The sequence below is a fragment of the Croceibacterium xixiisoli genome, from assembly GCF_009827305.1.
GTDB lineage: Bacteria > Pseudomonadota > Alphaproteobacteria > Sphingomonadales > Sphingomonadaceae > Croceibacterium_C > Croceibacterium_C xixiisoli.
The window spans coordinates 670,512-695,569 of record NZ_WTYJ01000002.1 but is presented as its reverse complement, the minus strand read 5'-3'; the positions used below and the strand labels follow the sequence as shown (position 1 = coordinate 695,569).

At 63.4% G+C, this 25,058-nt stretch carries 18 protein-coding genes; 3 read left to right on the top strand and 15 right to left on the bottom strand.

All coding sequences use genetic code 11. The annotated features are described in order from the left end of the window. Positions 1 to 2: 2 nt before the first annotated feature. The 6 genes from GRI97_RS12330 to GRI97_RS12305 all read right to left on the bottom strand — a co-directional run bounded on the left by GRI97_RS12330 (position 3) and on the right by GRI97_RS12305 (position 7,532). Entirely contained in the window at positions 3 to 686 is a 684-nt protein-coding gene (locus tag GRI97_RS12330; RefSeq protein WP_161391467.1) for a Fe2+-dependent dioxygenase, read from the bottom strand. Between the two features lie 10 nt (positions 687 to 696). After that, positions 697 to 1,482 (bottom strand): energy transducer TonB, encoded by a 786-nt coding sequence (locus GRI97_RS12325; RefSeq protein WP_161391466.1) that lies wholly within the window; start codon positions 1,480 to 1,482, stop codon positions 697 to 699. Between the two features lie 220 nt (positions 1,483 to 1,702). After that, positions 1,703 to 4,135 (bottom strand): TonB-dependent receptor, encoded by a 2,433-nt coding sequence (locus GRI97_RS12320; protein ID WP_161391465.1) that lies wholly within the window; start codon positions 4,133 to 4,135, stop codon positions 1,703 to 1,705. Between the two features lie 524 nt (positions 4,136 to 4,659). Continuing rightward, positions 4,660 to 5,397 (bottom strand): class I SAM-dependent methyltransferase, encoded by a 738-nt coding sequence (locus tag GRI97_RS12315; RefSeq protein WP_202392727.1) that lies wholly within the window; start codon positions 5,395 to 5,397, stop codon positions 4,660 to 4,662. Positions 5,398 to 5,476: 79 nt separating this feature from the next. Beyond that, positions 5,477 to 6,673, bottom strand: coding sequence for an MFS transporter (locus GRI97_RS12310; protein WP_161391464.1), 1,197 nt, complete (start codon positions 6,671 to 6,673; stop codon positions 5,477 to 5,479). Beyond that, entirely contained in the window at positions 6,666 to 7,532 is an 867-nt protein-coding gene (locus GRI97_RS12305; protein WP_235917830.1) for an SMP-30/gluconolactonase/LRE family protein, read from the bottom strand. The genes GRI97_RS12310 and GRI97_RS12305 overlap by 8 nt, the downstream gene beginning before the upstream one ends. Positions 7,533 to 7,707: 175 nt before the next feature. On the opposite strand from GRI97_RS12305, the gene GRI97_RS12300 reads away from it, so the two are divergent. Then, positions 7,708 to 8,217 (top strand): hypothetical protein, encoded by a 510-nt coding sequence (locus GRI97_RS12300; RefSeq protein ID WP_161391462.1) that lies wholly within the window; start codon positions 7,708 to 7,710, stop codon positions 8,215 to 8,217. A 122-nt stretch (positions 8,218 to 8,339) separates the two neighbouring features. Here the strand turns inward: GRI97_RS12300 and secA are convergent, their stop codons facing one another. Together secA and GRI97_RS12290 are read right to left on the bottom strand one after the other, a co-directional pair. Beyond that, positions 8,340 to 11,090: a preprotein translocase subunit SecA gene (gene secA / locus GRI97_RS12295; RefSeq protein ID WP_161391461.1), complete on the bottom strand. Its 2,751-nt coding sequence runs from the start codon at positions 11,088 to 11,090 to the stop codon at positions 8,340 to 8,342. A gap of 91 nt (positions 11,091 to 11,181) precedes the next feature. Then, the gene (locus GRI97_RS12290; RefSeq protein ID WP_161391460.1) at positions 11,182 to 11,436 is read right to left on the bottom strand and encodes a hypothetical protein; all 255 of its coding nucleotides are present in this window, start codon (positions 11,434 to 11,436) and stop codon (positions 11,182 to 11,184) included. Between the two features lie 141 nt (positions 11,437 to 11,577). Between GRI97_RS12290 and argJ the strand changes: the two genes are divergently transcribed. Next, positions 11,578 to 12,804: a bifunctional glutamate N-acetyltransferase/amino-acid acetyltransferase ArgJ gene (gene argJ, locus GRI97_RS12285; RefSeq protein WP_161391459.1), complete on the top strand. Its 1,227-nt coding sequence runs from the start codon at positions 11,578 to 11,580 to the stop codon at positions 12,802 to 12,804. Then, a complete protein-coding gene (locus tag GRI97_RS12280) occupies positions 12,801 to 13,610 on the top strand; it encodes an inositol monophosphatase family protein (protein ID WP_161391458.1) in 810 nt (269 codons plus the stop codon). The genes argJ and GRI97_RS12280 overlap by 4 nt, the downstream gene beginning before the upstream one ends. A gap of 125 nt (positions 13,611 to 13,735) precedes the next feature. On the opposite strand, the gene trxA is transcribed toward GRI97_RS12280, so the two are convergent. The 7 genes from trxA to GRI97_RS12245 are packed head-to-tail and all read right to left on the bottom strand — an operon-like array spanning position 13,736 to position 25,006. Next, a complete protein-coding gene (gene trxA / locus GRI97_RS12275) occupies positions 13,736 to 14,056 on the bottom strand; it encodes a thioredoxin (protein ID WP_161391457.1) in 321 nt (106 codons plus the stop codon). 36 nt (positions 14,057 to 14,092) lie between these two features. Beyond that, positions 14,093 to 17,572 (bottom strand): double-strand break repair helicase AddA, encoded by a 3,480-nt coding sequence (gene addA / locus GRI97_RS12270; RefSeq protein ID WP_161391456.1) that lies wholly within the window; start codon positions 17,570 to 17,572, stop codon positions 14,093 to 14,095. Next, complete coding sequence (locus GRI97_RS12265; protein WP_328598558.1) at positions 17,569 to 20,529, bottom strand: PD-(D/E)XK nuclease family protein; 2,961 nt, start codon at positions 20,527 to 20,529, stop codon at positions 17,569 to 17,571. Before GRI97_RS12265 ends, addA begins: the two co-directional genes overlap by 4 nt. Then, on the bottom strand, positions 20,522 to 21,238 hold the full coding sequence (locus tag GRI97_RS12260; protein WP_161391454.1) for a nucleotidyltransferase family protein: 717 nt from the start codon (positions 21,236 to 21,238) through the stop codon (positions 20,522 to 20,524). The genes GRI97_RS12265 and GRI97_RS12260 overlap by 8 nt, the downstream gene beginning before the upstream one ends. Next, entirely contained in the window at positions 21,235 to 22,227 is a 993-nt protein-coding gene (locus GRI97_RS12255) for an aminoglycoside phosphotransferase family protein (RefSeq protein WP_161391453.1), read from the bottom strand. The genes GRI97_RS12260 and GRI97_RS12255 overlap by 4 nt, the downstream gene beginning before the upstream one ends. After that, complete coding sequence (gene tsaE, locus GRI97_RS12250) at positions 22,224 to 22,667, bottom strand: tRNA (adenosine(37)-N6)-threonylcarbamoyltransferase complex ATPase subunit type 1 TsaE (protein WP_161391452.1); 444 nt, start codon at positions 22,665 to 22,667, stop codon at positions 22,224 to 22,226. Before tsaE ends, GRI97_RS12255 begins: the two co-directional genes overlap by 4 nt. After that, the gene (locus GRI97_RS12245; RefSeq protein WP_161391451.1) at positions 22,664 to 25,006 is read right to left on the bottom strand and encodes a PAS domain-containing sensor histidine kinase; all 2,343 of its coding nucleotides are present in this window, start codon (positions 25,004 to 25,006) and stop codon (positions 22,664 to 22,666) included. The genes tsaE and GRI97_RS12245 overlap by 4 nt, the downstream gene beginning before the upstream one ends. Between the last annotated feature and the right edge of the window lie 52 nt (positions 25,007 to 25,058).

The following is a 25,058-nucleotide window of genomic DNA, read 5'->3' as shown; positions in this document are numbered from 1 at the left end:
CGTCAGGCGTCGGCCCAGCGGCGCAGCAGATTGTGGTAGACGCCGGTGAGGCGGATGATTTCCGCATTGCCATGGCCGAGTTCGGCGGCGAGCCGCTGAATGCTGCCGTCCAGATCGAACAGCATCTGCCGCGCGGCATCATCACGGACCATGGATTGCAGCCAGAAGAAGCTGGCGACCCGGCGCCCGCGCGTGATCGGCTGCACCCGATGGAGCGAGGATGAGGGGTAGAGCACCGCATGACCGGCGGGCAGCTTCACCTGCTGCACGCCGAAATGGGTTTCCACGGTCAGTTCCCCCCCATCATAGGATGCCGGATCTTCGAGGAAGACAGTGATCGACAGGTCGGAGCGGACGCGAAAGCCGGTGCTGGCCTGGATGCGCACGGCATTGTCCACATGCACGCCGAAGGAGTGCCCTTCCCCATAGCTGTTGAACAGCGGCGGAAAGATCTTGAGCGGCAGGGCGGCGGCGATGAACAGCGGATTGCTGCCGAGCGCGGACAGCACGATCCGGCCAGCTTCCTTCGCGGCGGCGGAATCTTCCGGCAATTGCATGTTCTTCTTGGCCAGGGCGGATTGGTGGCCGGAGGTGATGTTGCCATCCACCCATTCGCCGGCATCCATCTGCGCACGAACGGCGGCAAGCTGCCCGGCATCGAGCAGGTCGGGAATTGCGATCAGCATGAGGACTCTCTTACGCGCGTCCCTGCAACTGGAACGGAATTTCAACCACGCCCTGCGCGATGACCGGCTGGCCTTCTCGCGTTGGCGGGGCCCAGCGCCAGCGCTTTACCGCGTCCATCGCCGCATCGTCCAGCCGGGCGAAGCCGCTGCTGCGTGAGACGGAGATATTGGCCACGCGGCCATCGGTGCCGAGCGTCAGGAACAGCACGACCGTGCCCTGTTCATGCTTGCGCCGGCTTTCCGTAGGGTAACGCGGCGGGCGGCCGGAAACCATCTGCGCGCCGATATCGCCCAGATTTACCGTTCGCGGAGCCGGCGGAGCAGCAGCAGCCGGTGGCGCGGGGGGCGCCGGGGCCTGCGCGACAGGGGCCGGCGGGGTCACGGACACCTGCATCGGCACAGGGGGAATGTCCTGTGCCACGGCGACCTGAACCGGCGTTTCGCGCGGCAGGATGATCGGCGGAATTTCTGCAACCGCCTGTTGCGGCGGGGTTGGCGGCTGGGGCTGCGCCGGTGCGGGCGGCGGGGGTGCGGGGGACAGGTCCATCGCCACTATCCGGGGCTTGTCTTCCCGAATATACTGCGCGCCCAATTGCAGCAGGGCCGCAGCCAGCACGACATGGACGGCAACCGTCAAGGCAATCGCAGCCGGGCTGGCGCCACGGCGCTGGCCATAGCCGCCGCCACGGACATAATCGGGCGAGGCAGCCGGGCGCAGCGGGGCTGCGTCACCGAAGCTTGCGGTTACATCATCGGTATCGACCGCAAGTGGATTGGCATAAGCTTGCAATGACATCGGGGCCCCCTTTCGCACCCACGAGCAGCTTGGGACCCGCGCCCAATACAATAGCGCGAGTCATTAGCAAGTTCGCAGCGTTTTTGACAGTGCTAAACAGGTGATGCGGGCGGCACGTGTTTCCACGCACCACCCGCATCCCATCCGGCCTTCTGGCGTGGGGCCGGATGGCGGTATTAGCCAGAGTTCCGTTTGACTGAACTCCGGTCAGTCAAACCGATCAGAACGTATAGCCGATGCTCAGCACCGCCGAGCGACCCACACCGGGCTGTGCCCAGCTGCCGCCAACCGCCGTGCGGACGGTGGTGACATAGTCTTCATCGGTCAGGTTCTGGATGTTCAGCTGCGCGTTCAGATTGTCGTTCAGCTTGTAGCCGACCATCAGACGATGGGTCAGATAATCGGGAACGTTGAACGTCGTCGGGACTGTGGCAGTGGGAACGGGGTTAAGAGCATGGCTGCCCTGATAGGTAAAGCCATAGCCAATCTGCAGCCCGAACGGGAAACTGTAGCTGGTGAACAGGCTGCCCGAATGATCCGGAGTAGCCGGCAGCATCGTGCCCGCACCTGGATCAGGCACCTCGACGGTGTTTGTGCAATTGTCCTTCCCGGGATTTTGGAGGCAGTATTCGGAAACGCTGCGGATCAGCTTGCTGTCCAGATAGGTGTAGTTGGCGACGATCGACCATGCCGGGGTGATATTGCCCGAAGCGCTGAGCGAAATGCCATCGACCCGCGAATGGCCGTCGAGCACCTGATCGTTGAGACCGGGTTCGCCCGAAGCCACGCGATATTTGTCGCGTTCATTGCGGAACAGGGCTGCCGCCAGTTGCAGGCCGCCGCTGAACAGATCGGCCTTCGCGCCGATTTCATAGTTCTTCGCCGATTCCGGTTCGACGCTGCAGGTATTGTTGTTGGCGTCCAACGTGTTGGTGCAGGCGGCATCGATCGAACCCTTCGACGGGGTGCGCGAATTGCCGAAAGCGACATAGGTGCTGATATTCTCGGCCGGCTTGAACACCGCGCCCACGCGCCACGAGAACAGTTCATCGCTGGACGTCGTGCGACCATTGTTGGCGTTCGGCGTGAACACACCGCCAGCGACGGACCAGACATTGTTGCGGCCGTCGTATTTTTCGTAACGAACGCCACCGTTGATTTCGAACATGTCCGAAAACTTGATCGCGTCGAACAGATAGGCAGCATAGCTTGCCTGGACGCCACGGTTGCGGCTGGTGTGGTTGAAATTGACGGGGCCGGTGTATTCGTTGTTGCCGTAAACACGCACCAGATCGCCGCCACCGGTGCCACCTGGGCCAGCGATGATTTCATTCGGATTGGCGATGTTGACCAGCGGGTAATAACCCGGAGCCGTCGGCGCGGTCAGCAGGCTGCCGCCATCCTGGGTGAAGCGTTCCCACAGGCTCGAGAAACCGAGTACGAAGGTGTGTTCGAGCCCGCCGGTGTTGAATTCGCCCGACAGATCGAACTGCGTGTAAGCCGTCTGGTTGCGAATATAGCGCGGATTGCCGCGACCGCCGGTCGGCAGGAAGTAACCGGCCGGAATGACCAGCTGCGGACCAGTCTGCGCATTGCCAATGCGCACGGTGCAGGATGCTGCGGTTGCGCCGGGGGTGGTGGATGTCAGCGGCTGCAGATTGTTCGACAGGCAGAAGGTGCCGGCCGGCTGGCTGGTGACGGTGTACTGCTGAATGTTTTCGTAGCGGGTCAGATTGCGGAAGCGCAGTGTCTCGCTGAAATCATGTTCGAAGATCGCCTGCACCGAATTGGTGATCGATTCCTGCGTATCGACATTGCGGAAGCCGTAATAGGCTTCCTGATTGAAGTCGGGCAGGAAGCCGCCGAGCATCGGGAAGTAGCGCAGGCCATATTGTGGCATGCCCTTGTCATCGAGATGTTCGAACTGCAGCGTCAGCCGGGTCGGGCCGTTGATGCCGGCGGTGACCGAGGGAGCGATGCCCCAGCGTTCGTAGAATTCGACCTGGCGGCCAGGAATTTCATTCTGGTGATAGACCGCGTTCAGGCGGACCGCGATGTCGCCGGAAACGAAGTTGGAATCGACCGTGCCGCGATAATATTCATCGGTGCCGACCCCGGCATTGATGACCGTGCGATCATAGTTGAGGGGCTTCTTGGTCACCAGATTGATCGTGCCGCCAACCGAACCGCCGCCATTGTAGACGGAGTTTGCGCCATTGGTGACTTCGACCTGTTCGATGTTGAAGGTTTCGTTGCGGTTCATCACCGCGCCGCTGCGGACGCCATCAACCGAGATGTCGTTGTTCGCGCTGTAGCCGCGCAGGGTGATGCGGTCGCCATAGCCGAAGCCGCCTTCGCCGGCGGCAAAGGTGATACCCGGAACCGTGCTGAGCACTTCGCGCAGGGTCAGCAGGTTCTGCTGCTGCAGGGTTTCGCTGGCAATGACGGTGATTGTCTGCGGCGTATCAAGCAGCGGACGGACATATTTGGGCGAATCCGCCTTTTCCACTTTCACGCCTTCGTCGTCGATCGCCGTATCGACCACGGTGACGCCGCCCAGGCGTGGTTGATCCCCGCTCTGCGCCGTCGCAGGAACGGCAAAAGCTGCCGCACTGACACAGCCCAGCGCCAGGAAAGATGTCGATTTACTCAATGGGTGCCTCCCTCATGATATCGCTAATGCGACACGTTCGCGCCCCTGAGCCTATTGCATGTCATTTGCAACATCGTCGCAAGTTTGTTTCCGAATATTGCTGGGCGTGATATTCCTGCACCCATCAAAAAATTAATGGACATGGATAGTAGAAATCAGTTTTTGATATGACCTTGCCCGAACCGCCCTCCCCGACTCCACATCGCCACCAGGCTTTGTGCAGTTGCGTCCATTTTGTGGGTTTTCGCGGGGAGGAATTCTGGTCGGCCGTGCGGCTATGGGGGCAACCCCATTATGTGCATATCGGATGGGATCGCCGGGCCGCACAGGATGTGGCGCCCGGTGACCTAGTGATTTTCGCACAGGGAGAATGGACGCAGCCGGTCGCACGGGGAAACTTCCCCGATATGCTACCCGGCCCGGTATTCGCGTTTTGCTGACTGCAGACCGGGCCGCTAAAGCTATTTCCGAATCAGCAGGTCATTCCACCTGCCTGGAAATCGCTTCAAGCCCGCGAACCCGCCCTATTCCGGCTTGCGGAAACGCAGGGCGAATTTGTCGGTCTTGCCCGCGACCTCAGCACTGCGCACGGCGACATCATGCGGATCTTCCGGATTGGCGAGCACATCCGATTGTCCTTCCAGCGCGAAGCCGGCGGCGGTGACCTGTTCGATCACGGCGGCCGGATCGATCCGATGCAGGGTGGAGGTGACCGTCAGCCCGGTTCCGGGCGCGGAATGATCTTCGACGAAATAGGCGCCGCCCGGCTTCAGCGCGCGGAACACGGCCGCATTGACCCCGGCGATATTGGCGGTCGGGCCATTCTGGAAATCATGGTAATTTTCGGTCGTCCAGACCAGGTCAACCGGCTTTTCCACCGTGAAATCGGTGAAGTCGGCCACCACCACGGTGACATTGCCGTAATGCGCCGAGATGGCGTTGATCGCATCAAGCCCGCCGGGTCGATTGGCGAAGGCGGCCGGCATCACCGCATAGACATGGCCTTCGGAACCCACGGTCCGTGCCAGGATGCGGGTGTAATATCCGCCGCCCGGGGCCAGTTCCACCACAACATCGCCTGGCATCACCCCGGCGAAGGCGGTGATTTCGGCCGGTTTGCGGTTGATATCGCGCGCGGTATCGGCAGCGGGGCGATCAGGATCGGCCACGGCAGCCTCCACCGCCTCCAGCCCGTCCTGCGCCTGCACCATCGGCGTGCCCAGCATCAGCATGGCGCCGGTCAGCGCAAACAAAGCAGCCATTCTCATCGCGATATCTCCCTGCGGTCGTCCGCTGTCGGGCCGACATGATAGCTTAACATGCCGGCCCGGCAATCGGGATCTAAGCCGATGCGGCGGCGCGGGCCCGGTCGCTGATGCGCACCGCCGGCCAGCCCGCCAGCAGCGCCACAAGTCCGATCATCGCCGCGCCGAGATACCAGGGCGCATCATGCCCGAGATTTTCATAGATCAGCCCGAAAGCCGGCGGAGCAATGATCCGCCCCACGGCGTTGGATGCCATCATCAGGCCCATGGTGCTGCCCTGCCGTTCGGGTGGGGTGTTGCGAGAGAGCAGCGCGCCGGAGGATGGAAAGGCCAGGCTGTGGCCGGTCATCAGCAGCCCCATCAGCAACACGCCGGAAACCGGCAGACGGATAACCGGCTGCAGCAACATCGACAGCGCCAGCACGCCCAGGCCGATCATGATCACCCGCGCTTCCCCGAAACGCGCCACCAGCGGACCGATCAGCAGCAATTGCGCCATCAGCCCACCGCCGCCGATGGCGAGGAAAGCAAAGCCCAGATCATGCGCGCTCCAGCCGAAATTGGCTTCACTCCACAGGCCATAGATCGCCTCCATCGAAGCGAAGGCGGCAATCCCGAAGAAGGAAATCACGAACAGGCGAGAGAGCAGCGGCTGCGAGCGGACGAAACCAAGCGCCTCGCTGTAGCGCGGCAATGGGGCCCCCTTCCCCCGTGGCGGCACGGCATCGCGCAAAACCGCGAGGCACCAGAGCGAGGCGAGGATCGACAGGCCGCCGGCGATGAAGATCGGCGGGCGGAAACTGGCGGCCACGGCTTCGCTGCCGGAAAATACGCCACCCAGCACCGGGCCGAAGGCGAAGCCCAGGCTGAAAGCGGCGCCGAAATAACCCATGGTCTTGGCCCGGCGCTCTGGCGGGGAAACATCGGCGATGAAGCCCTGAGCAACGCTGAGCGTGCCGGAGAAGAACCCGCTGACCACGCGAATGCCGATCGCCACCCACAGGCTGGGCGCGAAGGCAAAGGCGAAATAGCTGATCCCGGCCACGAAAGTGGTCAGCGCCAGCACCTTGCGCCGCCCCCACACATCCGATTGTCGCCCCCAGTGGATTTCGCCGAAGACATTGCCGAAGCTGTAGGCGGCAAAGAGCAATGCGATTTCGAACGGGCTGGCGTTGAACACCTGCCCATAGAACGGCAGCAGCGGCAGGATCAGACTGAAACCGCCGATATTGATGAAGACCGCGACCAGCAGCGGCGGCAGGCGCTTATCCATTGTAGCGCGGTTCCGGCAGGCCGCGCACGCCCAGCCCGTCGATCACGTAACACCAGCCATCCCCATCGGCCGGTTCGCGACCGAGGAAGGAGGGATCGATGCTGGGCACGAACAGCCGATCGAGATCCGGGCCGAAGAACATGCAACTGGCGGGCAGCTTCGTCGGCATCTCGATCACCTGCTTGACCTCTCCCTTGGGAGAAAGCTGCAGCACCACCCCGCCTTCGCAGATCGCCACCCACATATCGCCATTCTCATCGATGGTCGCGCCATCCGGGATCGGGCCGTAGGGCGTGGTATCGAAGAACAGCCGCCGGTTGCTGGCCGCACCGGTTCCGATGTCGTAATCATAGGCAAGGATCGCCTGGCGCATGCTGTCTGCGTGATAGAGCGTGCGGTTGTCGGGCGAAAAACACGGCCCGTTGCCGAGCACGTAGTCCCGATCGAGCCGAGTAATGGCATGATCCTCCCCCAGGCTGAACAGCCCGCCCAGTGGCTCCTTCGCCTGGCGGTGGCTGGTGCCGAAGAGGAAGCGCCCTGCCCGATCCACCTTGCCATCGGCCAATTGGATCGCCGGATCGACGGGATCGAACAGAGCCAGCGGCGTGACCGCGCCGGTGGCGGTATCGAGCGCGTGAATGCCATCGGGCAGCGCCACGATTGCCCCGCCCGCTTCGCGCACAGCCATCGACCCGATCATGTCGGGCACATCCCATGATTGATGCGCGCCATTGGCCGGATCCCAGCGGAACACCTGCCTGGCCAGAATATCAATGTAATAGAGCGCCTGTTCGGCGACATCCCATACTGGCCCCTCTCCGACTTTGCAGCGGGGCAGATCAAGCCGCGTTATTTTCATCACGGTCCCTCCCGGCCGCGATACTAACGAGCGTTACGATTGGCGCAAGCGTGGTGTGGCGAACGGTTGGACGCACAGCCATCCTTGCCCAAGGGCGGGACCGGATTGGCCCGAAGTAACCGGAGTCGGACATGCAGCGATACGAGCGTTAACCAACAATCCATCACTGGCGCGGATGCCAGCGAAAAAGCAAAAATCCGCTAAGATTTCGTCATTTACTGACGTAAAAAATCGTAACGGTACCCTCAATATACAGTTTCATATTGATTTCCATCATCCAAGCGGCATGCTTGAAGCCTGTTTTGAGGGAGTATTCATGAAAAAGCACATCACACTCGCGCTCGCAGGCATGCTGGTTCTGGCTGGCTGTTCGGAAAAGTCGGAAGAAACCACCGCCACCGACACCACCGCAGCAGCGCCCGCCGCTGATGCTGCTGCCGACGCACCGGCTGCAGCCCTCGCAGGAACCACGGGCGTCGCCGAATGCGATGATTATCTGGCAAAGGTTAAGGCCTGCATCAGCGACAAGGTACCGGAAGCGCAGCGCGCGCAGTTCGAACAGGCGATGGAACAGTCGACATCGGCCTGGGCCTCCGTCCCTGACAAGGCTCAGCTGGCACAGATGTGCAAGCAGGCCACGGAACAGGCCAAGACTGCCTATGGCGCCATGGGTTGCGATATCTGATCGGCTAAAATGGACCAACACCGCCGAGTTTGTTCTGAAGGCCGGCGGTGTTGCATCTGACAACAAAAAAGGGGCGGCCTCACAAGGCCGCCCCTTTCTGTTTCAACCGTTGCGCAGGCTGATCATACCGCAGCGCCGTGGCAATGCTTGTACTTGTTGCCGGATCCGCAAGGGCAGGGAGCATTGCGGTTGAGGTTGAGCTCCCGGTAGGGATCTGCACCCTCGGCCCCACCCGGGCCCGCGGTCGCGGCCGGGCTGGCGGCCAGTGAGCCGAGGATCGCTTCCGAGCCGGTCGGACGGCTGGTGCCGTCGGAATCGTCACTGCCGAAGAACGGATCGATGTGGCCGGTCAGGAAGTCCGGCAGTTCGGGCAGTTCCAGCGGCGGCGGCGGGGCAGCGATGCGCAGCTGGCTGGTCATCAGCACCCGGGTCACATCCTCGCGGATATGTTCGAGCATGTTTTCGAACAGGCCGAAGGCTTCGTGCTTGTATTCATTGATCGGCTGCTTCTGTGCATAGGCGCGCAGGAAAACCACCTGGCGCAGCGCGTCGAGCGTGGCGAGATGTTCTTTCCAGTGGTGATCCAGACGGTCGAGCAGGATGCTCTTTTCTACCTGGCGCCAGATTTCGTGATCCGCTTCGCCCATCTTGTCGGCCATGGCCTGATCGGCGAGCGCCTGCAGCCGTTCCTCGATCAGTTCGGGATCGACGGAATCTTCTTCCAGCCAATTTTCGATCGGTACATCCAGGGCAAGAACGTCCTGCACCCGATCCTTCAGGCCAGCGATATCCCATTGTTCGGGATAGCTTTCCGGCGGACAGGCCGTGCCGACCAGATTGTTGACGGTTTCCCGCCGCATGTCGATCACGACATCATCCACGGTGGCGCTATCCATGATTTCCGAACGCTGTTCGTAAACCACCTTGCGCTGATCGTTCATGACGTTGTCGTATTCGACGACCTGCTTGCGCACTTCGTAATTGCGCGCTTCGACCTTCTTCTGAGCGGTCTCGATCGCCTTGGACAGCCACTTGGAACCGATGGCCTCACCATCGGCCAGATTGCTGTTCATCATCTTGGAGAACAGCGTGTCCGGGCCGAAGATGCGCAACAGATCGTCTTCCAGGCACAGATAGAACCGGCTCAGACCCGGATCGCCCTGACGGCCCGAACGGCCGCGCAGCTGATTGTCGATGCGACGGCTCTCATGCCGTTCGGTGCCGAGCACGAACAAGCCGCCGGCGGCCAGCACCTGCTGGCGCTCAGCGGCAACATCCTGCTTGATCCGGGCGATCGCAGCATCGCGCTCAGGCCCTTCCTCAACGCCGGACAGTTCGTCTTCGGTACGGAATTCGACATTGCCGCCCAGCTGAATATCGGTGCCGCGACCGGCCATATTGGTGGCGATGGTCACCGCGCCAAGCCGCCCGGCCTGGGCCACGATATGGGCTTCCTGTTCATGGAAGCGGGCGTTCAACACGGCGTGCTTCACCCCTTCAGCGTCCAGGAAGCGGCTCAGCAGTTCGGATTTTTCGATCGAGACCGTACCGACCAGCACCGGTTGCCCGATCAGGTTCTTTTCCTTGATCGCCTTGGCGATGTTCAGGAACTTGTCCTGCGTGTTCTTGTAGAACTCGTCATCTTCATCGATGCGCTGGACGGGGAGATTGGTGGGGATTTCCACCACATTAAGCTTGTAGATATCCCAGAACTCGGACGCTTCGGTCGCGGCGGTGCCGGTCATGCCCGACAGCTTGGGATACATGCGGAAATAATTCTGGAAGGTGATCGAAGCCATGGTCTGGTTCTCAGGCTCGATCTTCACGCCTTCCTTGGCTTCGACAGCCTGATGTAGGCCGTTGGACCAGCGGCGCCCGTCCATCATACGGCCGGTGAATTCATCGATGATGACGACCTTGTCGTCCTTCACGATGTAATCGATGTCCCGCTTGAACATGACCACCGCGCGCAGCGCCTGATCCAGATGATGGACGACCTGGGTATTTTCGACATCATAGAGATTGTCGGACGTCACCAGGCCGGCCTCGATCAGCCGCCGTTCAATCTCTTCCACGCCGTCTTCGGTCAACGAAACGCTCTTCGCCTTTTCGTCAACCTCGTAATATTCCTTTTCCAGGTTCTTCACGACTTCATCGAGCGCCAGATAAAGATCGCTCTTGTCGTCGGTCGGGCCGGAAATAATCAGCGGGGTCCGGGCTTCGTCGATCAGGATCGAGTCCACTTCATCGACCACCGCGAAGTTGAACGGCCGGTGCACCTGCTGGCTGCGTTCATGCTTCATGTTATCGCGCAGATAATCGAAACCGAATTCATTGTTCGTGCCGTAGGTGATATCGCAGCCATAGGCTTCGCGGCGCGCAAATTCCTGCATATTGGGCACGATGACGCCGATCGTCAGGCCCAGGAATTTGTGAATGCGACCCATCTGTTCCGCGTCGCGGCGGGCCAGATAATCGTTCACTGTAACCACGTGAACGCCCTTGCCCTCAATGGCGTTGAGATAGGTGGCCAGCGTCGCGACCAGCGTCTTGCCCTCACCCGTGCGCATTTCGGCGATTTCGCCGCGATGGAGCACGATGCCGCCAATCATCTGCACGTCGAAATGCCGCATGCCCAGCACGCGCTTCGACGCCTCGCGCACCGTTGCGAAGGCTTCCGGCATGATATCATCCAGCGTGCGCCCTTCGGCCAGCTGGTTGCGGAATTTCTGGGTCTGCGCGGCCAGTTCCTGATCGCTGAAATCTTCCAGCTGAGGTTCGAGCGCGTTGATGGAATCGACGATTTTCTGCGCCGATTTGACGTAGCGATCGTTGGCGGAGCCGAAGAGCGATTTGGCGAGCGTGCCGAACATAAACGGATTCCTGATATCTTGATGCTGATGCAGCCGCGCATCGGCGCGGCCAGAAAGGCGAAATGCCGAAGAAAAAGGTGCCGGTGGCGCGCTATTCGTGCGCGCGGTCTGCCTGCAGCATGACGGGCGGAATACGCAGCACGATCCGCGTCGAGGGGCATGATCCACGGCGTGGAGCGACCCGTCGCGGACGGGGCGCCATCTGTGCGGATTTCCTGGCTGCCTGCGTGCTGCAGGCGAAGGCTGCGCCTTCCGCCAGCCGGACGCTCTCTACATTGACCGCACGCGCCTGCGCCGGTTCGGCCAAGGCGGCCAGACCGGTAAAAAGTGCTAAAAGGGCGATCAATTGTCGCAGCATGCGCAAAGCTAGATAGCGATCCCTGCTTTCATGTCCATGAAGAAGGGTGGCTTTGCCGGTGATTTACTTTCGCCTGGGCCCTTCACGCCATGTTGTCGGCGGCCCGCGCCGGTTCTATGGCCCCGCCCCATGGATATTGCACCCTCGCCGCTCGCCCAGCCCTTCCCCGCGATTCCGCCGGTTGCCGGTGTGACGCTGCGAATTGCCCGCGCCCGTTACAAGCAATGGGATCGCTGTGATCTGACCTATGTCGAACTGGCACCGGGAACGACGGTCGCCGGGGTGTTCACCCGCAATGTTTGCTGTTCGACGGAAGTGGAAATGGGGCGCGAACAGGTGCTGCTGGGCAGCGCCCGCGCGCTGGTGGTCAATGCCGGTAATTCCAACGCCTTCACCGGGTTTCGCGGCCGCGAAGCGGTGGAACAGATCATGGCGCAAGTCGCCCAGCATCTCGAGTGCAAACCGTCCGATGTCTTCGTCTCCTCAACGGGAGTGATCGGTGTTCCGCTGCCGCTGGACAAGGCAGAGGCCGGCGTGGCCGCCGCGCTGAATGCTGTACCCTGCAGCTGGGAAGATGCCGCCAACACCATCGGCACCACCGACACCTTTGCCAAGGGCGCCGTGGCAACCGCCGTGATCGGCGATCGCACGGTCACGCTGGCCGGGATCATCAAGGGCAGCGGCATGATCGCGCCCGATATGGCCACCATGCTGGGCTATATCTTTACCGATGCTGCCGTTGATCCGGCCTTCCTGCAATCGGCCCTGTCGGCCGCCAGCGACACCAGCTTCAACTGCATCACCGTCGACAGCGATACATCCACCAGCGATACCGTGCTGGCCTTTGCCACCGGCGAGGCCGGCAATATGCCGATCGCGTCCTTCGACGATACCGGCGCGGATGCCTTTGCCGCGGCACTGTTCGACATCTGCCGCCAGCTTTCCCACCTGGTGGTGCGCGATGGCGAAGGGGCGCAGAAGTTCATCGAAATCGAAGTGACCGGGGCCGACAGCGACGAAAGCGCCCGCCGGATCGGCCTGGCGATCGCCAATTCGCCACTGGTAAAGACCGCCATCGCCGGGGAAGACGCCAATTGGGGCCGCGTGGTGATGGCCGTGGGCAAGGCTGGCGAGCCTGCCGATCGCGACAAACTGGCCATTCGCTTTGCCGACAAATGGGTGGCGCAGGCCGGCCTGGCAGTCGACAGTTATGACGAAGCGCCAGTAGCGGAACATTTGAAGGGCCAGGATATCAGCGTCGGCGTTGACCTGGGCCTGGGCGATGGCAAGGCCAAGGTGTGGACCTGCGACCTGACGCATGGATATATCTCGATCAATGCCGATTACCGGTCGTGAACGCGCAATCGCTGCATGATGCGGTGGCAGAACTGATCCGCCATGTCGCGCAGACCGCCATCCAACCGCATTATCAGAGGCTCGCCAGCCACCAGATCGAGGCCAAGGCCGCAGACGATGTGGTGACCGTGGCGGACAAGCTTTCCGAAGAAATGCTGACAGAAGGGCTGATGAAAATCATGCCTGGTCTTGCCGTGGTAGGCGAAGAAGCGACCCATGCCGATGCTGGCGTGCTGGATGGGTTGGCTGGTGACTGCTGGATCGTGGACCCGCTCGACGGCACGCGCAATTTCGCGGCCGGCAAGCCACCCTTCGGCATTCTGATCGCCATGGCCAGCGGTGGAGTGACCCATACCGGCTGGATCTATGACGTGCTGACTGACCGGCTGTGCGTGGCCCATCAGGGCAAGGGAGCCTTCGTCAATGGCGAGAGGATCACCGCGCGGGTGACCGGCGAAACCCCGCCGGTGGCAGCGCTGTCGCTGATTTTCCTGGATCCGGCGCGGCGGCAGGCCGTGCTGGACCACGTCGCCCCGCATTATCGCATGGTCGATGTGCCCTATTGCGCGGCGGAACAATATCCGCGGCTCGCACTGGGTGAAAACGATGTATCGATCTTCGAACGCACGCTGGCCTGGGATCATGCCGCCGGCGATCTGTGGCTCAACGAAGCCGGCGGGCGCTGTGCCCGACCCGATGGATCACCCTATCGCGTGGATGAAATCACGCGCACCGGGCTGATCGGTGCGGCCAGCCCTGCCCTGTGGGAGGATATGGCGCGGCGGATGGAAGCCATACCGGGCTGACGTTTCCGCCAGCCCGGCAATAGAGCGGCGATCCGATTGCATCGGATCGCCGCCCTATTTTCTTTTGTTTGCCGCAATTTCCGAGTCAGCAGGTGATCCCACCTGCTTAGAAATTGCTCTAGAATTCAGATCGCGCTTTCGATCCAGGCCTTCAACTCGCTCTTGCGCGCGGCGCCGAGCTTCTGGGCGATCGGCTTGCCATCCTTGTAGATGACGAGAAAGGGGATCGACTGCACGCCGAGGCCGCCCGGAACGTCCGGATTTTCCATGATGTCCATCTTGGCGATGGTTACCTTGCCGGCCAGTTCCTCGCTGATTTCTTCCAGCGCGGGGGCGATCATCTTGCAGGGGCCGCACCAGTCGGCCCAGAAATCGACCAGCACCGGCGTCGCGGAGTCGAGAACATCTTCCTGGAAGCTGGCATCGGTTACATTCTTGGTGGCCATGTCTGGTTTGCTCCTAATTGTTGCCCCCTATCTAGGTCAGACGGGCGGCGAGGCAACGCCCAAGGCGCCAAAGCTTTGCTGATAATCGGACAAGCCGGGTTTGTGCGCCGCCAGAACATCAGCCGGCAGGGCGATCAGCAGCGGCAATTGGGTGTAAAGCAGTGCCGCCTCTATCCGGCGTCCGGGATAGATTGCCTGCAGCGCCACCGCATAAGCGCCCATCTGCCGCAGCGTGTGCGCCGGCACCTGTGCCAAGTCGCGCGGCGGGCGGCGGGCGGTCTTGAAATCGACGACGAGCACCCGATCCGGCAGCACCAGCAGCCGGTCGGCCGAACCGGCGATCACGCGGCCATCCACCGTGGCCGCCAACGGCACCTCTGCCAAGGCGGCAGGCCCGAACAGATCACGCCATTCGGGATGCGCCAGCACATCGCGCGCCAGGGTGAGCATTTCGGAACGTTCGGCGGGGGAAAACTCCGCCCCATTGCGGGCGAGCCAACGCTCCCCGGCGACCGCACGATCGGTTTCGGCAATGTCAGGCAGGCGTTCGAGCAGGCGGTGCATCAGCACGCCACGCTTCGCCGCCTTTTCCGCGACTTCGGGCGGCAGCGGCGGATCGGAGCCCTGATCCTCCCCCGCAGATGATGGCGCCAGCGGGCGCGGTGGGCGCGGTTCGGGGCCGATCGGGCGCAGCGCCCAGGCGGGGAGCAGCGGCAGACTGGCCTGAAGCGGCGCGACATGGCCGGCCAGGGCATCGGCTGCTACGCCGCTGAGACGGGATTCGCCCCAGATCGGATCGGGCATGGCTTCGCCTGCGACAAGCGGGGCGAGCCGGGCATACCAGCTGTCTGGCGCGGGCATGCCCCGGTCGCGCGCGCCCAGGGCGCCGCCGATGAACAGTGCCTCTTCGGCGCGGGTCATGGCGACATAGAGCAGGCGCCAATGTTCCTGCCGTTCCTCGCGCGCGACACGTTCTTCCTGTTCACGGATCGGGCCGATCTTTTCCGTCTTGCGCAGATTGGGCAGCGGAATGCTGCGCTCTCCATCCGGCAGGGTCAGCCCACGCGTGGGCGAGGTGTCGGGATTGCCGGCAGCATCGGCCAGGATCACGATCGGGGCCTGCAGCCCCTTGGACCCGTGGACCGTCATCACCCGCACCAGATCCGGGCTGGAGCCCGGTTCGCGCTTCAGTTCCCCTTCCCCCGCGTCGAACCACTGGATGAAGCCCTGCAGGCTGGGCGTATGGGCAGAGGCATAGGCGTGGGCCGCGTTGAGCAATTCGTCGATCGGATCGTTGGCTTCGCGCCCCAGCCGCGCAACCAATTGCCGGCGGCCCTGCCACGGACCGATCAGCAGCCAATGAAGCAAGGCCTGCACCGGTTCGTAATCCGCCCGTGCCAGCAGCGGATCAAGCAGCAGCCGCAGCGCCTGGACATCGGGATGATCGGATGTGCGCAACTGATCCCACAACCGCCTGCCGCGCGGACGATAGCCATGCAGCAACAATTGATCCTGGCTCCAGCCGATCAGCGGGGAAACGAGCAGCGCGGCGAGGCTGAGATCATCGAGCGGCTGGGCAGCGAAGCGCAGCGAAGCCATCAGATCCTTCACCGCCAGCGGGGCGCCCAATCGCAGGCGATCGACCCCGGCCACGGGCACGCCGCGCGCATGCAGCCGCGCCACGATCAGCCCGGCGAGATCGCGCCGCTTGCGCACCAGCACCATGACATCGCCCGGACCAGCGCTGCGTTCCTGCCCCTTCACCAGAGGGAAGCCGTTATCGAGCCAGGCGCGAACCTGCCGCGCAATGCGATCGGCCATTTCGCGTTCCGGCTGGGAAATCCAGTTTTCCGGCCCTTCGGCGGTTTCATCCTCTTCACCGCCAGCATCGACCGGGGGCCACAGGCCGACAAGGCCGGGACGCATGTCGCCGATATGGCGGCCGGGATCTTCGCTGAGGCCGAAGGAAGCAGGGCCGATCGCCTCGATCGCGGCGTCGACGAAATCGAGCACCGGCTGCGCGGTGCGATAGGACCGGTCGAGCCCGAGATCGACCAGGCCACGCGCTTCCAGTGGCAGTTCCAGTTCGCGGGCGCCCTCTGCCCGTTCCGTCAGAGCCTTGGCAAAGCGCGATTTGGCGGCGGCGAAATTTTCCGGGCTGGTGCCCTGGAAGCGGAAGATCGCCTGCTTGTAATCGCCCACCACAAAGATCGTCCGCAGCCGATCCTCATGCGTGCCGAAGCCGGTGAAGAAATCGCCGGTCAGCGCATCGATGATCGACCATTGCGCTTCATTGGTATCCTGCGCTTCATCGACCAGCAGATGATCGAACTGCCGATCCAGCTTGTAACGGATCCATTCGCCCAGCCCCGGCTTGGCCAGAAGTTCGGCGGCGCGGCGGATCAGATCGTCGAAATCGATGAGGCCTTCACGAGTCTTGGCCGCATCCCACGCCAGAGCGAAGCGACGGCCGACCGACAGCGCCGGGGTCAGCATGGCGGCGAGATCGATCTTCGCCTTCAGATCCTGCACCGCCTGCATGCATTGCGCGACCCGGCCGATATAACTGCCATAATCCGGATCGCGCTTTTCCAGATTGCTCAGCGACTTGGGCGCGCCATCGCCGGCGTTGAACAGGGTGCCGCTGAAGCTGCGCAGGGCGCTGACACGTTCGGCGGGCGCCAGCGCCAGCCAGGCGGTAATCGCCTCGGCACCGGCCTGCCCCGTCTTGGTGCCCCAGCCGGCCAGCACATCCATGCAGCGGCGCAGCGATGCCACATCGAAGCCTTCGTCCGTGCACAGCGCAGCCAGATCGGCCGCCCCTGCATCCGCTGCCAGGCCGAGCAATTGCCGCACGCGGGTGTCCATCGGTTCCTGCCATCCGCCCGGGCCGAACCAGGCATCGCGCGCCTGCGCGCATCGCATCAACCAGGCGCGTGCTTCGTCCGGGCCCATGCGTTCGCTGAGCATTTCCAGCGCCGAAAGCGGACCGTTCTGGCCATCACGTTCCCATTCCAGCAGCAGATCGGCCAGCACCCGATGGGCAAGCAGATCGCGGTCGCGATCTTCCATCGGCTGGGTGCCGGGAAGCAGCCCCGCCTCTTCCGGGAAAGCGGCCAGCAGCCATTGCGAAAAGGCATGGATCGTATCGATCCGCAGCCCGCCGCCGGGGCAATCGAGCACGCTGGCAAACAGGGTGCGCGCCCGCTTGAGCGCATCGGGGTGATTGTCTGCCCCCAGCGCGATCAGGTCGGCCGAAAGTTCGGTATCCGGCAGGCGCACCCAACGGGCCAGCACCGCGTTCACCCGCTCTGCCATTTCGGCGGCGCCGGCCTTGGTGAAAGTGAGGCAGAGCAGATGTTCGGGGCGGACATCGGGCCGCAACAGCAGGCGCAGCACACGCGCGGACAGCACCTGGGTCTTGCCTGTGCCGGCCGAGGCCGAGAGCCAGACGGAATCGCGCGGATCGACCGCGCGAGCCTGCTGCCCCTGAAGCCGGTGGACCTTTCCGCTCATGACAGGTCCCCCACCCATTCATCCAGCCGCATCAGCTGATCATAGCTGTTGTAATTGACCGCATCGGGATTGAGCCGTGCGGTGAAGGGTTCTTCGCCCAGGATCCATTTGCTCAGCGCATCATCCAGGAAATCTTCCGCCAGTGGCAGGAAAGAACCCGGTTCCACTCCGGTGCGCTTGCGGTCGATCTTCAGCGGGGTAGTGACATAGCCGAAGCCCGTGTCGCTCTTCTCGCTCTTGCCCAGCGACCAATATTCGAAGGCAGTGGCTTCCCCAGCCACGCCGCCGCCGAAGGCACCGCGTTCCGCCATCAGGCCGAGTGTGCCAAGCTGGAGAGCGAAGCCCTGTTCAACCTGATCGGAGGATGGCGGGCTGCCGGTCTTGTAATCCACGATGGCGAGCGTGCCATCGGGCAGGCGGTCGATCCGGTCGACCTTGCCCTTGATGGTGATACCGCGTTCGACCATTTCGCCCCATTGTTCGAAGGCGATCGGCACCCGGTCTGGCGCGGCAGCGATCTGCCCTTCCACCCAATCCAGCGCCTTGAGCAGGCGCGGCCGCCACAGCGCGCGCATCAGCGGGTGGGAATTCATCTGCTGCAGCACTTCGCTGGCAATGTCATGCATCGGGCCGGCGCCCTTGTGCCATTCTTCCAGCACCTTGTGCGCGACCGTGCCCTGCCAGGCGGCGGTGGGTTCAGCGTCGAGCGCGTCGAGTTCGGACAGTGACAGAATGGCCGAGGCGTAGAATTGGTAGGGATCGGAACGCAGCCGATCGAGCGATGTGACGCTGAGCGATACGCGGCGCTGCTCGGCCGAAGGCATCGGCTGGGGGCGCGGATGCGGTGCGGCCGGCGGGCCCAGATCGATCGCGCGGGCGAGATCCACCATTTCGGTTTCGCGGTGATCGTCGATCAGCCTTTCACCCAGCAACGCCTCGACGCGCAGCCAGAAGCGGCTGGCGATGGCCGGACCGCCGGCATCACGCCGCGAACGGCTGAGCACCACCTCCGGCGCGCCCAATGCACCGGCCAGATCATGCGCGGCCAGCCCGATGCGGAAATCGCCGCCGGGTACTCCCAGGGAGCGCAGCACCGCCGGGGCGAGCAGCGGTTCGGCGCCCGAACTGCCCGGCCAGACGCCTTCGTTCAGCCCGGCACAGATCGCCAGTTCCGCGCGGGTCATGCGCGATTCCAGCAGGCCGTAGATCGCCACGCGTGGATGACCGCCATAGGGCGGGCGCACGGAAAGGCTGTCCATCGCATCGCGCAGGACGGCAGGCAGATCGGCAGGGCTGATGCGGGTGCCGACGAGGCGTGCCTGCAGGCGCAAATCTTCCACGAAATCGGCCAGGGCGCGGCCATCTTCGCGGGCCCACAGATCCTCCCCGCACAGAGCCTCCCCCGCCACGGCCAGGCGGTCGATCAGATCCGCCAGCGGCGCATCCTGCCGATCCATCAGCGGCGCGAGCACGGGTTCCACCTGGTTCCACCAGGGCAACACGTCAGCCTTGGCAGCAATATCACGCAAAGGTTCGAGCCCCGGTGCGGGCCGGGGTCCGCGCAGTTCGCGTTCGAAGGCGCGCGCCTGGACCAGCCATTCGCCGCGCAGGCTGCCCATATCGACCAGCGGATGTTCGAGCAGCCCCAGCAGGGGCACCGGCGCGGCCTGTTCAGCAGCTACATCGGCGAGCAGCAACAGGATGCGCCCGGCCGGCGTCTGCGGCAGCGGGCGGCCCGCCGTGTCATCGGCGGCGATGTTCCAGCGGCGCAGATGCTGCACCACGCGCGCGGCAAGCCCGCGATCCGGCGTGATCACCGCCACCCGACGTTCGGGAATTTCCAGCGCCTGCCGCACCAGCAAAGCAATGGCCTGCGCTTCTTCTTCCGGATTTGCGCATTCCATCAGCCGCACGCCGGCCAGCCGGCGCCGTTCGGGCGGCAATTCCGCCCAGACCCGGCTTGCCTCTGGTGGCAGGAACAGGCTGGAAATGGCGTGGCTGCGTTCGGGTGGCCCCTTGGCCATGCCCGCGCGATGCCAGGGCTGCACCTCCTCCCGCGAAACCATCAGCCGGTTGAGCAGCAGCTTCATGTGATATTGCGGGTGAGTGACCGCGTCACCGCGTCCGATCGGCAGATCGGCGTCACGCGCGCCGGCCGTGCCCAGTTCGCTCCACACCGCATCATCCAGGTTGAGATCGAAATCGGGCAGCACCACCGCCCCATCGGGCAGGCGAGCAATTCGGCGCAGCAGCGCGGCCAACCCCTTTCCCGGGCTGGTGATCCCGGCGGCAATCACCGGATGGGCTGGCGGATGATCGCGCCAATGTTTCGCCGCATGGCGGAACAGCCGGTTGCGCCGGTCGGCGGGATCGACCTGCCCGCGCGCCATCAGTTCCTTCAACCAGCGATCCTGCACCACCATGAACAGGCGCAGGCCGCGTTTCCAATGGTCCGACAATTCGCCAAGCAGGCCCAGCACCTTTTCATCGAACAGTTCTTCCGGCCCGATCTCATCGGCGAGCAGCCGATCCATCGTCTGCCCCATTTCGAGCGCCATGCGCAGCAGAGCGCTGCCTGCAGGCGCACTGCTGCCCTGTTCTTCCCGGATCAGTTCGGCGAGCCGCAACCAGCGGAAAGTGAGATCGACCGCCGGGGGAATATCTTCCGCCGCGCCAAGCGGATCGAGCAGGGGCCCGAGCGTTTCATCCAGATCGAGATCGCCGACCACCGCCATGCGCGGCATCAGCAGCCCGCTGCCCGAATGACGGATGAAGGCTTCGCTGATGGTGCGCGCGGCGCGGTTGCTGGGCAGCAGCAGCGTCAGCCGGGCAAGGCCGAAATCCGGTTCGGAATAGCGCGGGACGATCCCGGCAACCAGCGCGTCGGCAAAACCCCGGTGCGCGGCGATCGAATAGATCCGCGTTCCGCGATGGTCACTGCCCTGCCGATCAACCACCGGCAAGCGCGAGTTCGGTGGGCGCGATGCTCTGCGGCGTGCCGACTTCGAACCATTTGCCGGTGAAGGCGACACCATAGAGCCGTTCTTCGGCTATCGCGCGATCCCACAGGATATTGGTCGAAAACGGCCCATCGGGCGCATCGCGCAGCAGCCGTTTCGAAACCAGCTGAATACCGGTGTAGACAAAGGGCGCGATCCGGCCGGTGCGGCGGCGTTGGAGCAGGCCGTTGCCGTCCATGCCGAAATCACCCTTGCCGCGAAAGTTATGTGCGCCGGTGTGCGGCACCAGCAGCAGCAGCGCGTCCATCTTGTCCGCATCCCAGCTGTCCGACAGCACGCGGAAAGTGTTGTAAGGCCCATCGAGCCAGATATTGTCGCTGTTCACGCAGAAGAACGGATCGGGCAGCAATTCCTGCGCCCGCACCATGCCGCCACCGGTTTCAAGCAGCTGATCCCGTTCGTCCGAAATGCGCACGCGCGGCATGTTGCGTTCGAGCACATGGGCTTCGAGCGCGTCGGCCAGATAATGCACATTCACCACAGCACGGGCGATGCCCGCCTCTGCCAGCCGATCCAGCGCGTGATCGATCAGCGCCTTGCCCGCCACACGCACCATCGGCTTGGGCTGGGATGCCGTCAGCGGGCGCATACGCTTGCCTAGCCCAGCTGCCAGCACCATGGCGCTATCGGTTACCAGAGGTTTCATCCCTGAAACTCACCCAGCTTGCCGCCATGCGCCTGGCGAACGGCCGATGGAATATTGTCGGCAAACCACTGTGCCACCGGCGCCAGCGCGGGTTCCGCCAGATCACGCTCCATCGCTTCCCATACACGCGGGATCATCGGCAGATAACGCGGCTTGCCGTCGCGCTGCCACAGGCGCGCAAAGATGCCGACGATCTTGGCGTTACGCTGCGCCCCAAGCACCGCGTAATCCGACAGGAAGTGATCCCCGCCATCGACCTGCGCCAGATAATGCCGGAGCATCGCCTGTTCGAGTTCGGGCGACACATCACGCCGTGCATCCTGCAGCAGCGAGACCAGATCATAAGCCCGGTGCCCGATCAACGCGTCCTGAAAATCGATCAGCCCCTGCGGTTCGCCAGCGCCGAGCAGCATGATGTTTTCAGCGTGGTAATCGCGCAGCACGGTGACGCCGGGCTGCTGGCGTTCCAGAACCGGCTGCAACACCGCATCCCATGCAGCGGCCCAGCCGGCAGCATCGACGTCGAGGCCTGCGGCCGGGCAATACCATTCGGTAAACAGCGCCACTTCGCGCTGATAGACGGCCATGTCATAGGGCGGGAACGGGCCAGCCGAATGGCCATGCAGCGCCACCAGCGCATCGATCGCCGCGCGGTAGGTTTCCACTTCCTGATCGGGATGCAGATCCAGCACATCGCGCATCCGGTCGTCACCGAAATCTTCCAGCAACACCCAACCGTCTTCCGCGCGGGCGGCGTATATCACCGGTGCACGCAGACCCTGCGCATGCAGCCATTCAGCCACTTCGAGGAAGGGGCGCGGATCTTCATGCGGCGGCGGCGCATGCATCAGCATGGCCTTGCGCCCGTTCGATTCGATCCGGAAATAACGCCTGAAACTGGCGTCGCCCGCCAGCGGATCAACGCTGGCGCCGTGCCATCCGGCAGAATCGAGAAATGCGTCGAGCCCTTCGGGCAGCCTGTCGTTCATGGGATGCGGCTTTGCCAATCCGCGCCCGGTTCGACAATTGCCTTGCGACCATCGCCGGAAATTTCCAGTGCAATTGTCAGGCAGGCCGGCTCATGCGCGAAGCCACCGGCGTGGTCGGGCCATTCCGCCAGCAGCGCGGCATCAATGCGATAGTGATCGAGCCCGATCTCTTCCGCTTCATCGGGATGTTCGAGCCGGTAAAAATCGGCATGCACCAGCGGCAATCGCACCGCTGGTGGATCATAGGTTTCAATAATGGTGAAGCTGGGTGACGGCACATCCCCTTCATGCCCCAGTGCGGCAATGATCGCCCGTGCCAACGTGGTCTTGCCAGCACCCAGCCCGCCGTGAAGCGCCACCACGTCGCCGGGCTGAAGCAGATCGGCGATCTTTGTGCCGAAGGCGGTCATTGCCGCCAGATCAGGCAGTTCCACCATCATGGCAGGGCAATCGTCACGGTGGTGCCAGCACCGGGCTCCGATTGCAGTTCCAGCTTCCCGCCATGCCCTTCGATCAATTGCTTGGCCAGTGGCAGGCCCAGCCCGCCGCGTCGCGGCAGCGGCTTGCCGTCCGTGCCAATGGCATAGCCATCCAGCGCGCGCGCACGTTCCATCACCCCCATGCCGGGCCCATTGTCCGACACGACGATCCGCACCCCGTTGCGGTGGCGAACGATGGCAACCAGAATGCGCCCTGCCGTGGGGGTCGCTTCAATCGCATTATCGAGAAGATTCCCCAGCGCCCGGCCGAACTGCCGCGCATCGGCGTGGATCTTGCCCGCGCTGCGATCCCCGCGCAGATCCAGGGTGATCGATTTGGCCTCGATCGCTGCTTCCCTATCCCGCACGACCTGCGTCACCAAAGGCATCAGTTCCACCTCCACGGCGGCAATGGGCAACAGGCCGGCTTCGCTCTGCGTCAGATCGAGCACCGTGCCGATCTGTGCGCCCAGCCGTTCCACCGAAGACAGAATAGCGGCGACATATTCCTGCGCCTGATCCGTTAGCTCCCCAGCGATCCCGCCCTGCAACAGCTCCGCAAACCCTTGGATGGATGTCAATGGCGTGCGGAATTCATAGGACATGTTGGCGAGGAAACGGGTCTTGACCGCATCGGCCTCTTCGAGGGCAACAGTGCGTTCGCGCAGCGCGTCTTCGGCATTCTTGCTGTCGGTGACATCCAGCAGGGTCAACAGGCCATTGCCATCGGGCAGAGGAACGCCGGCAAATTCCAGCGTCCGCCCATCGGCCAACTGCACCCGCCCGCCGCGCTGGGTGCGATCCAGCGTTGCCGCGCGGACCACTTCGCCGATTGCCGCTCGCTGCCCCGGGCGCGCAAGGCTTGCTCCGATACGGTCTAGCAGTTCCTCGATCCGAGGATGTTCGTCGAGATAGTCTTCCGCCAGCCCGAGGATCTGCGGAAAGCGACGGTTCCACAGCTGCATGCGACCGTCAGGCGAAAACACCGCCAGCGATTCGAACAGGCTGTCGAAGGTAGCGGTGCGGGTGCGCAAGAGTGTGTCGCGCGTGGCCGACAGCGCCAACTGTTCCGACCGATCCTCCGCCACAAGCACCAGCCCGCCATCCGGCATGGGTTGGGCGACGATCCGCAGATGGGTTCCGTCGCTGAGCGTCCAGGCGTCCTCATGCGGGCCGGCAGGTGCGAACCATTCGAGCAGTTCCCGCTTCCACGCCGGATAGTCGCGCATTTCCGGCACCCGCCCATTGTCGCGGGCCATGTCCAGAAAGCGTCCGAAATCCGGGGGGTCGAGCAGCAGATTGCCGGAGTTCGCGAAAATCCGCTGGAAAGGCTGATTGGCAAAGGTCAGCCGCTTTTCGGAATCAAACTGCGCCACACCGACAGACAGCTGATCGAGCATGGAACGCTGCGCTTCGCGGAAGGCGCGAAAGGCGCGGGCCTGTTCTTCCATTTCCTCGATATCGATGGCGTAGCCGGCGACACCATCCTGGCCGAGCGGCAGATCGCTGACCTTCAGCGCACGCCGCTGAGTGCCAACCGTTGCCTGAACGATCCGCTCGATCGCCATATCTTTCTGATGCGCCTGTCCGGCGATCTGCCCGGCTGTCAGCCCATCAACCGATTCGATCAATTCGATCTGTCCGTCGATGACTTCACCGGCGTGATTGGCGCCGACCGCCGCAACATAGGCATCATTGACCAGCCGCAGTTGCATGTCTTCACTACGGAACCACATGGGCATGGGTGCCGCCTCGATCAGGCCGACCAGCGCGGCAAAATCGCGCCGAGCATTGTCGGTTTCCTCGCGCAGGCGCGCCAGTTCGGCATGGCTTTCGGAAAAATCGAACCACCACAACACAGCGCCGCCATTGGCCGACAGCGCCGGATCAGCAAGATGCCCGCGAATGGCCAGATTGCGCTGAGACCCCCGCGGGGTCACCACCATGGCAAAGGGAGACGCGGTTTTCTGCGTGCGGCGCACGGCATCGCGCAGATCGGCCAACGCCTGTTCCGACAGGCCGCAATCTTCGCCCTGCAATTCACTGAGATAGGAAGGCAGCCGGGCCAGCCCCAGCCAGCCGGCCAGCCGTTCAGGCCCTTCGATCTTGCCATCCGCCCGCACCAGCAACGGCACGGCCGGCGAACTGTCGATCATGCGGGTCAGGCGTCGCACAGTGCTGCGCGCGTTGCGCGCCTGGCGCGAACGGGCCTGTGCCCCCAGCACCAGCCACACGGCACCCCCGGTCCAGGCGGCGAGCAACAAGCCCAACAAAACCAGAGTGGTTGGCGATAATTCCATGCCCGACAGCTATGGGCCGGATCGCCGCAATGCAATGGGCCGCCGCCCGGTC

Excerpts from the sequence above, each read along its gene's own strand:
- GRI97_RS12330 (WP_161391467.1), bottom strand. The coding sequence starts at position 686 with ATGCTGATCGCAATTCCCGACCTGCTCGATGCCGGGCAGCTTGCCGCC.
- GRI97_RS12325 (WP_161391466.1), bottom strand. The coding sequence starts at position 1,482 with ATGTCATTGCAAGCTTATGCCAATCCACTTGCGGTCGATACCGATGAT.
- GRI97_RS12315 (WP_202392727.1), bottom strand. The coding sequence starts at position 5,397 with ATGGCTGCTTTGTTTGCGCTGACCGGCGCCATGCTGATGCTGGGCACG.
- GRI97_RS12310 (WP_161391464.1), bottom strand. The coding sequence starts at position 6,673 with ATGGATAAGCGCCTGCCGCCGCTGCTGGTCGCGGTCTTCATCAATATC.
- GRI97_RS12305 (WP_235917830.1), bottom strand. The coding sequence starts at position 7,532 with ATGAAAATAACGCGGCTTGATCTGCCCCGCTGCAAAGTCGGAGAGGGG.
- GRI97_RS12300 (WP_161391462.1), top strand. The coding sequence starts at position 7,708 with ATGCCAGCGAAAAAGCAAAAATCCGCTAAGATTTCGTCATTTACTGAC.
- secA (WP_161391461.1), bottom strand. The coding sequence starts at position 11,090 with ATGTTCGGCACGCTCGCCAAATCGCTCTTCGGCTCCGCCAACGATCGC.
- argJ (WP_161391459.1), top strand. The coding sequence starts at position 11,578 with ATGGATATTGCACCCTCGCCGCTCGCCCAGCCCTTCCCCGCGATTCCG.
- trxA (WP_161391457.1), bottom strand. The coding sequence starts at position 14,056 with ATGGCCACCAAGAATGTAACCGATGCCAGCTTCCAGGAAGATGTTCTC.
- addA (WP_161391456.1), bottom strand. The coding sequence starts at position 17,572 with ATGAGCGGAAAGGTCCACCGGCTTCAGGGGCAGCAGGCTCGCGCGGTC.
- GRI97_RS12260 (WP_161391454.1), bottom strand. The coding sequence starts at position 21,238 with ATGAAACCTCTGGTAACCGATAGCGCCATGGTGCTGGCAGCTGGGCTA.
- GRI97_RS12255 (WP_161391453.1), bottom strand. The coding sequence starts at position 22,227 with ATGAACGACAGGCTGCCCGAAGGGCTCGACGCATTTCTCGATTCTGCC.
- tsaE (WP_161391452.1), bottom strand. The coding sequence starts at position 22,667 with ATGATGGTGGAACTGCCTGATCTGGCGGCAATGACCGCCTTCGGCACA.
- GRI97_RS12245 (WP_161391451.1), bottom strand. The coding sequence starts at position 25,006 with ATGGAATTATCGCCAACCACTCTGGTTTTGTTGGGCTTGTTGCTCGCC.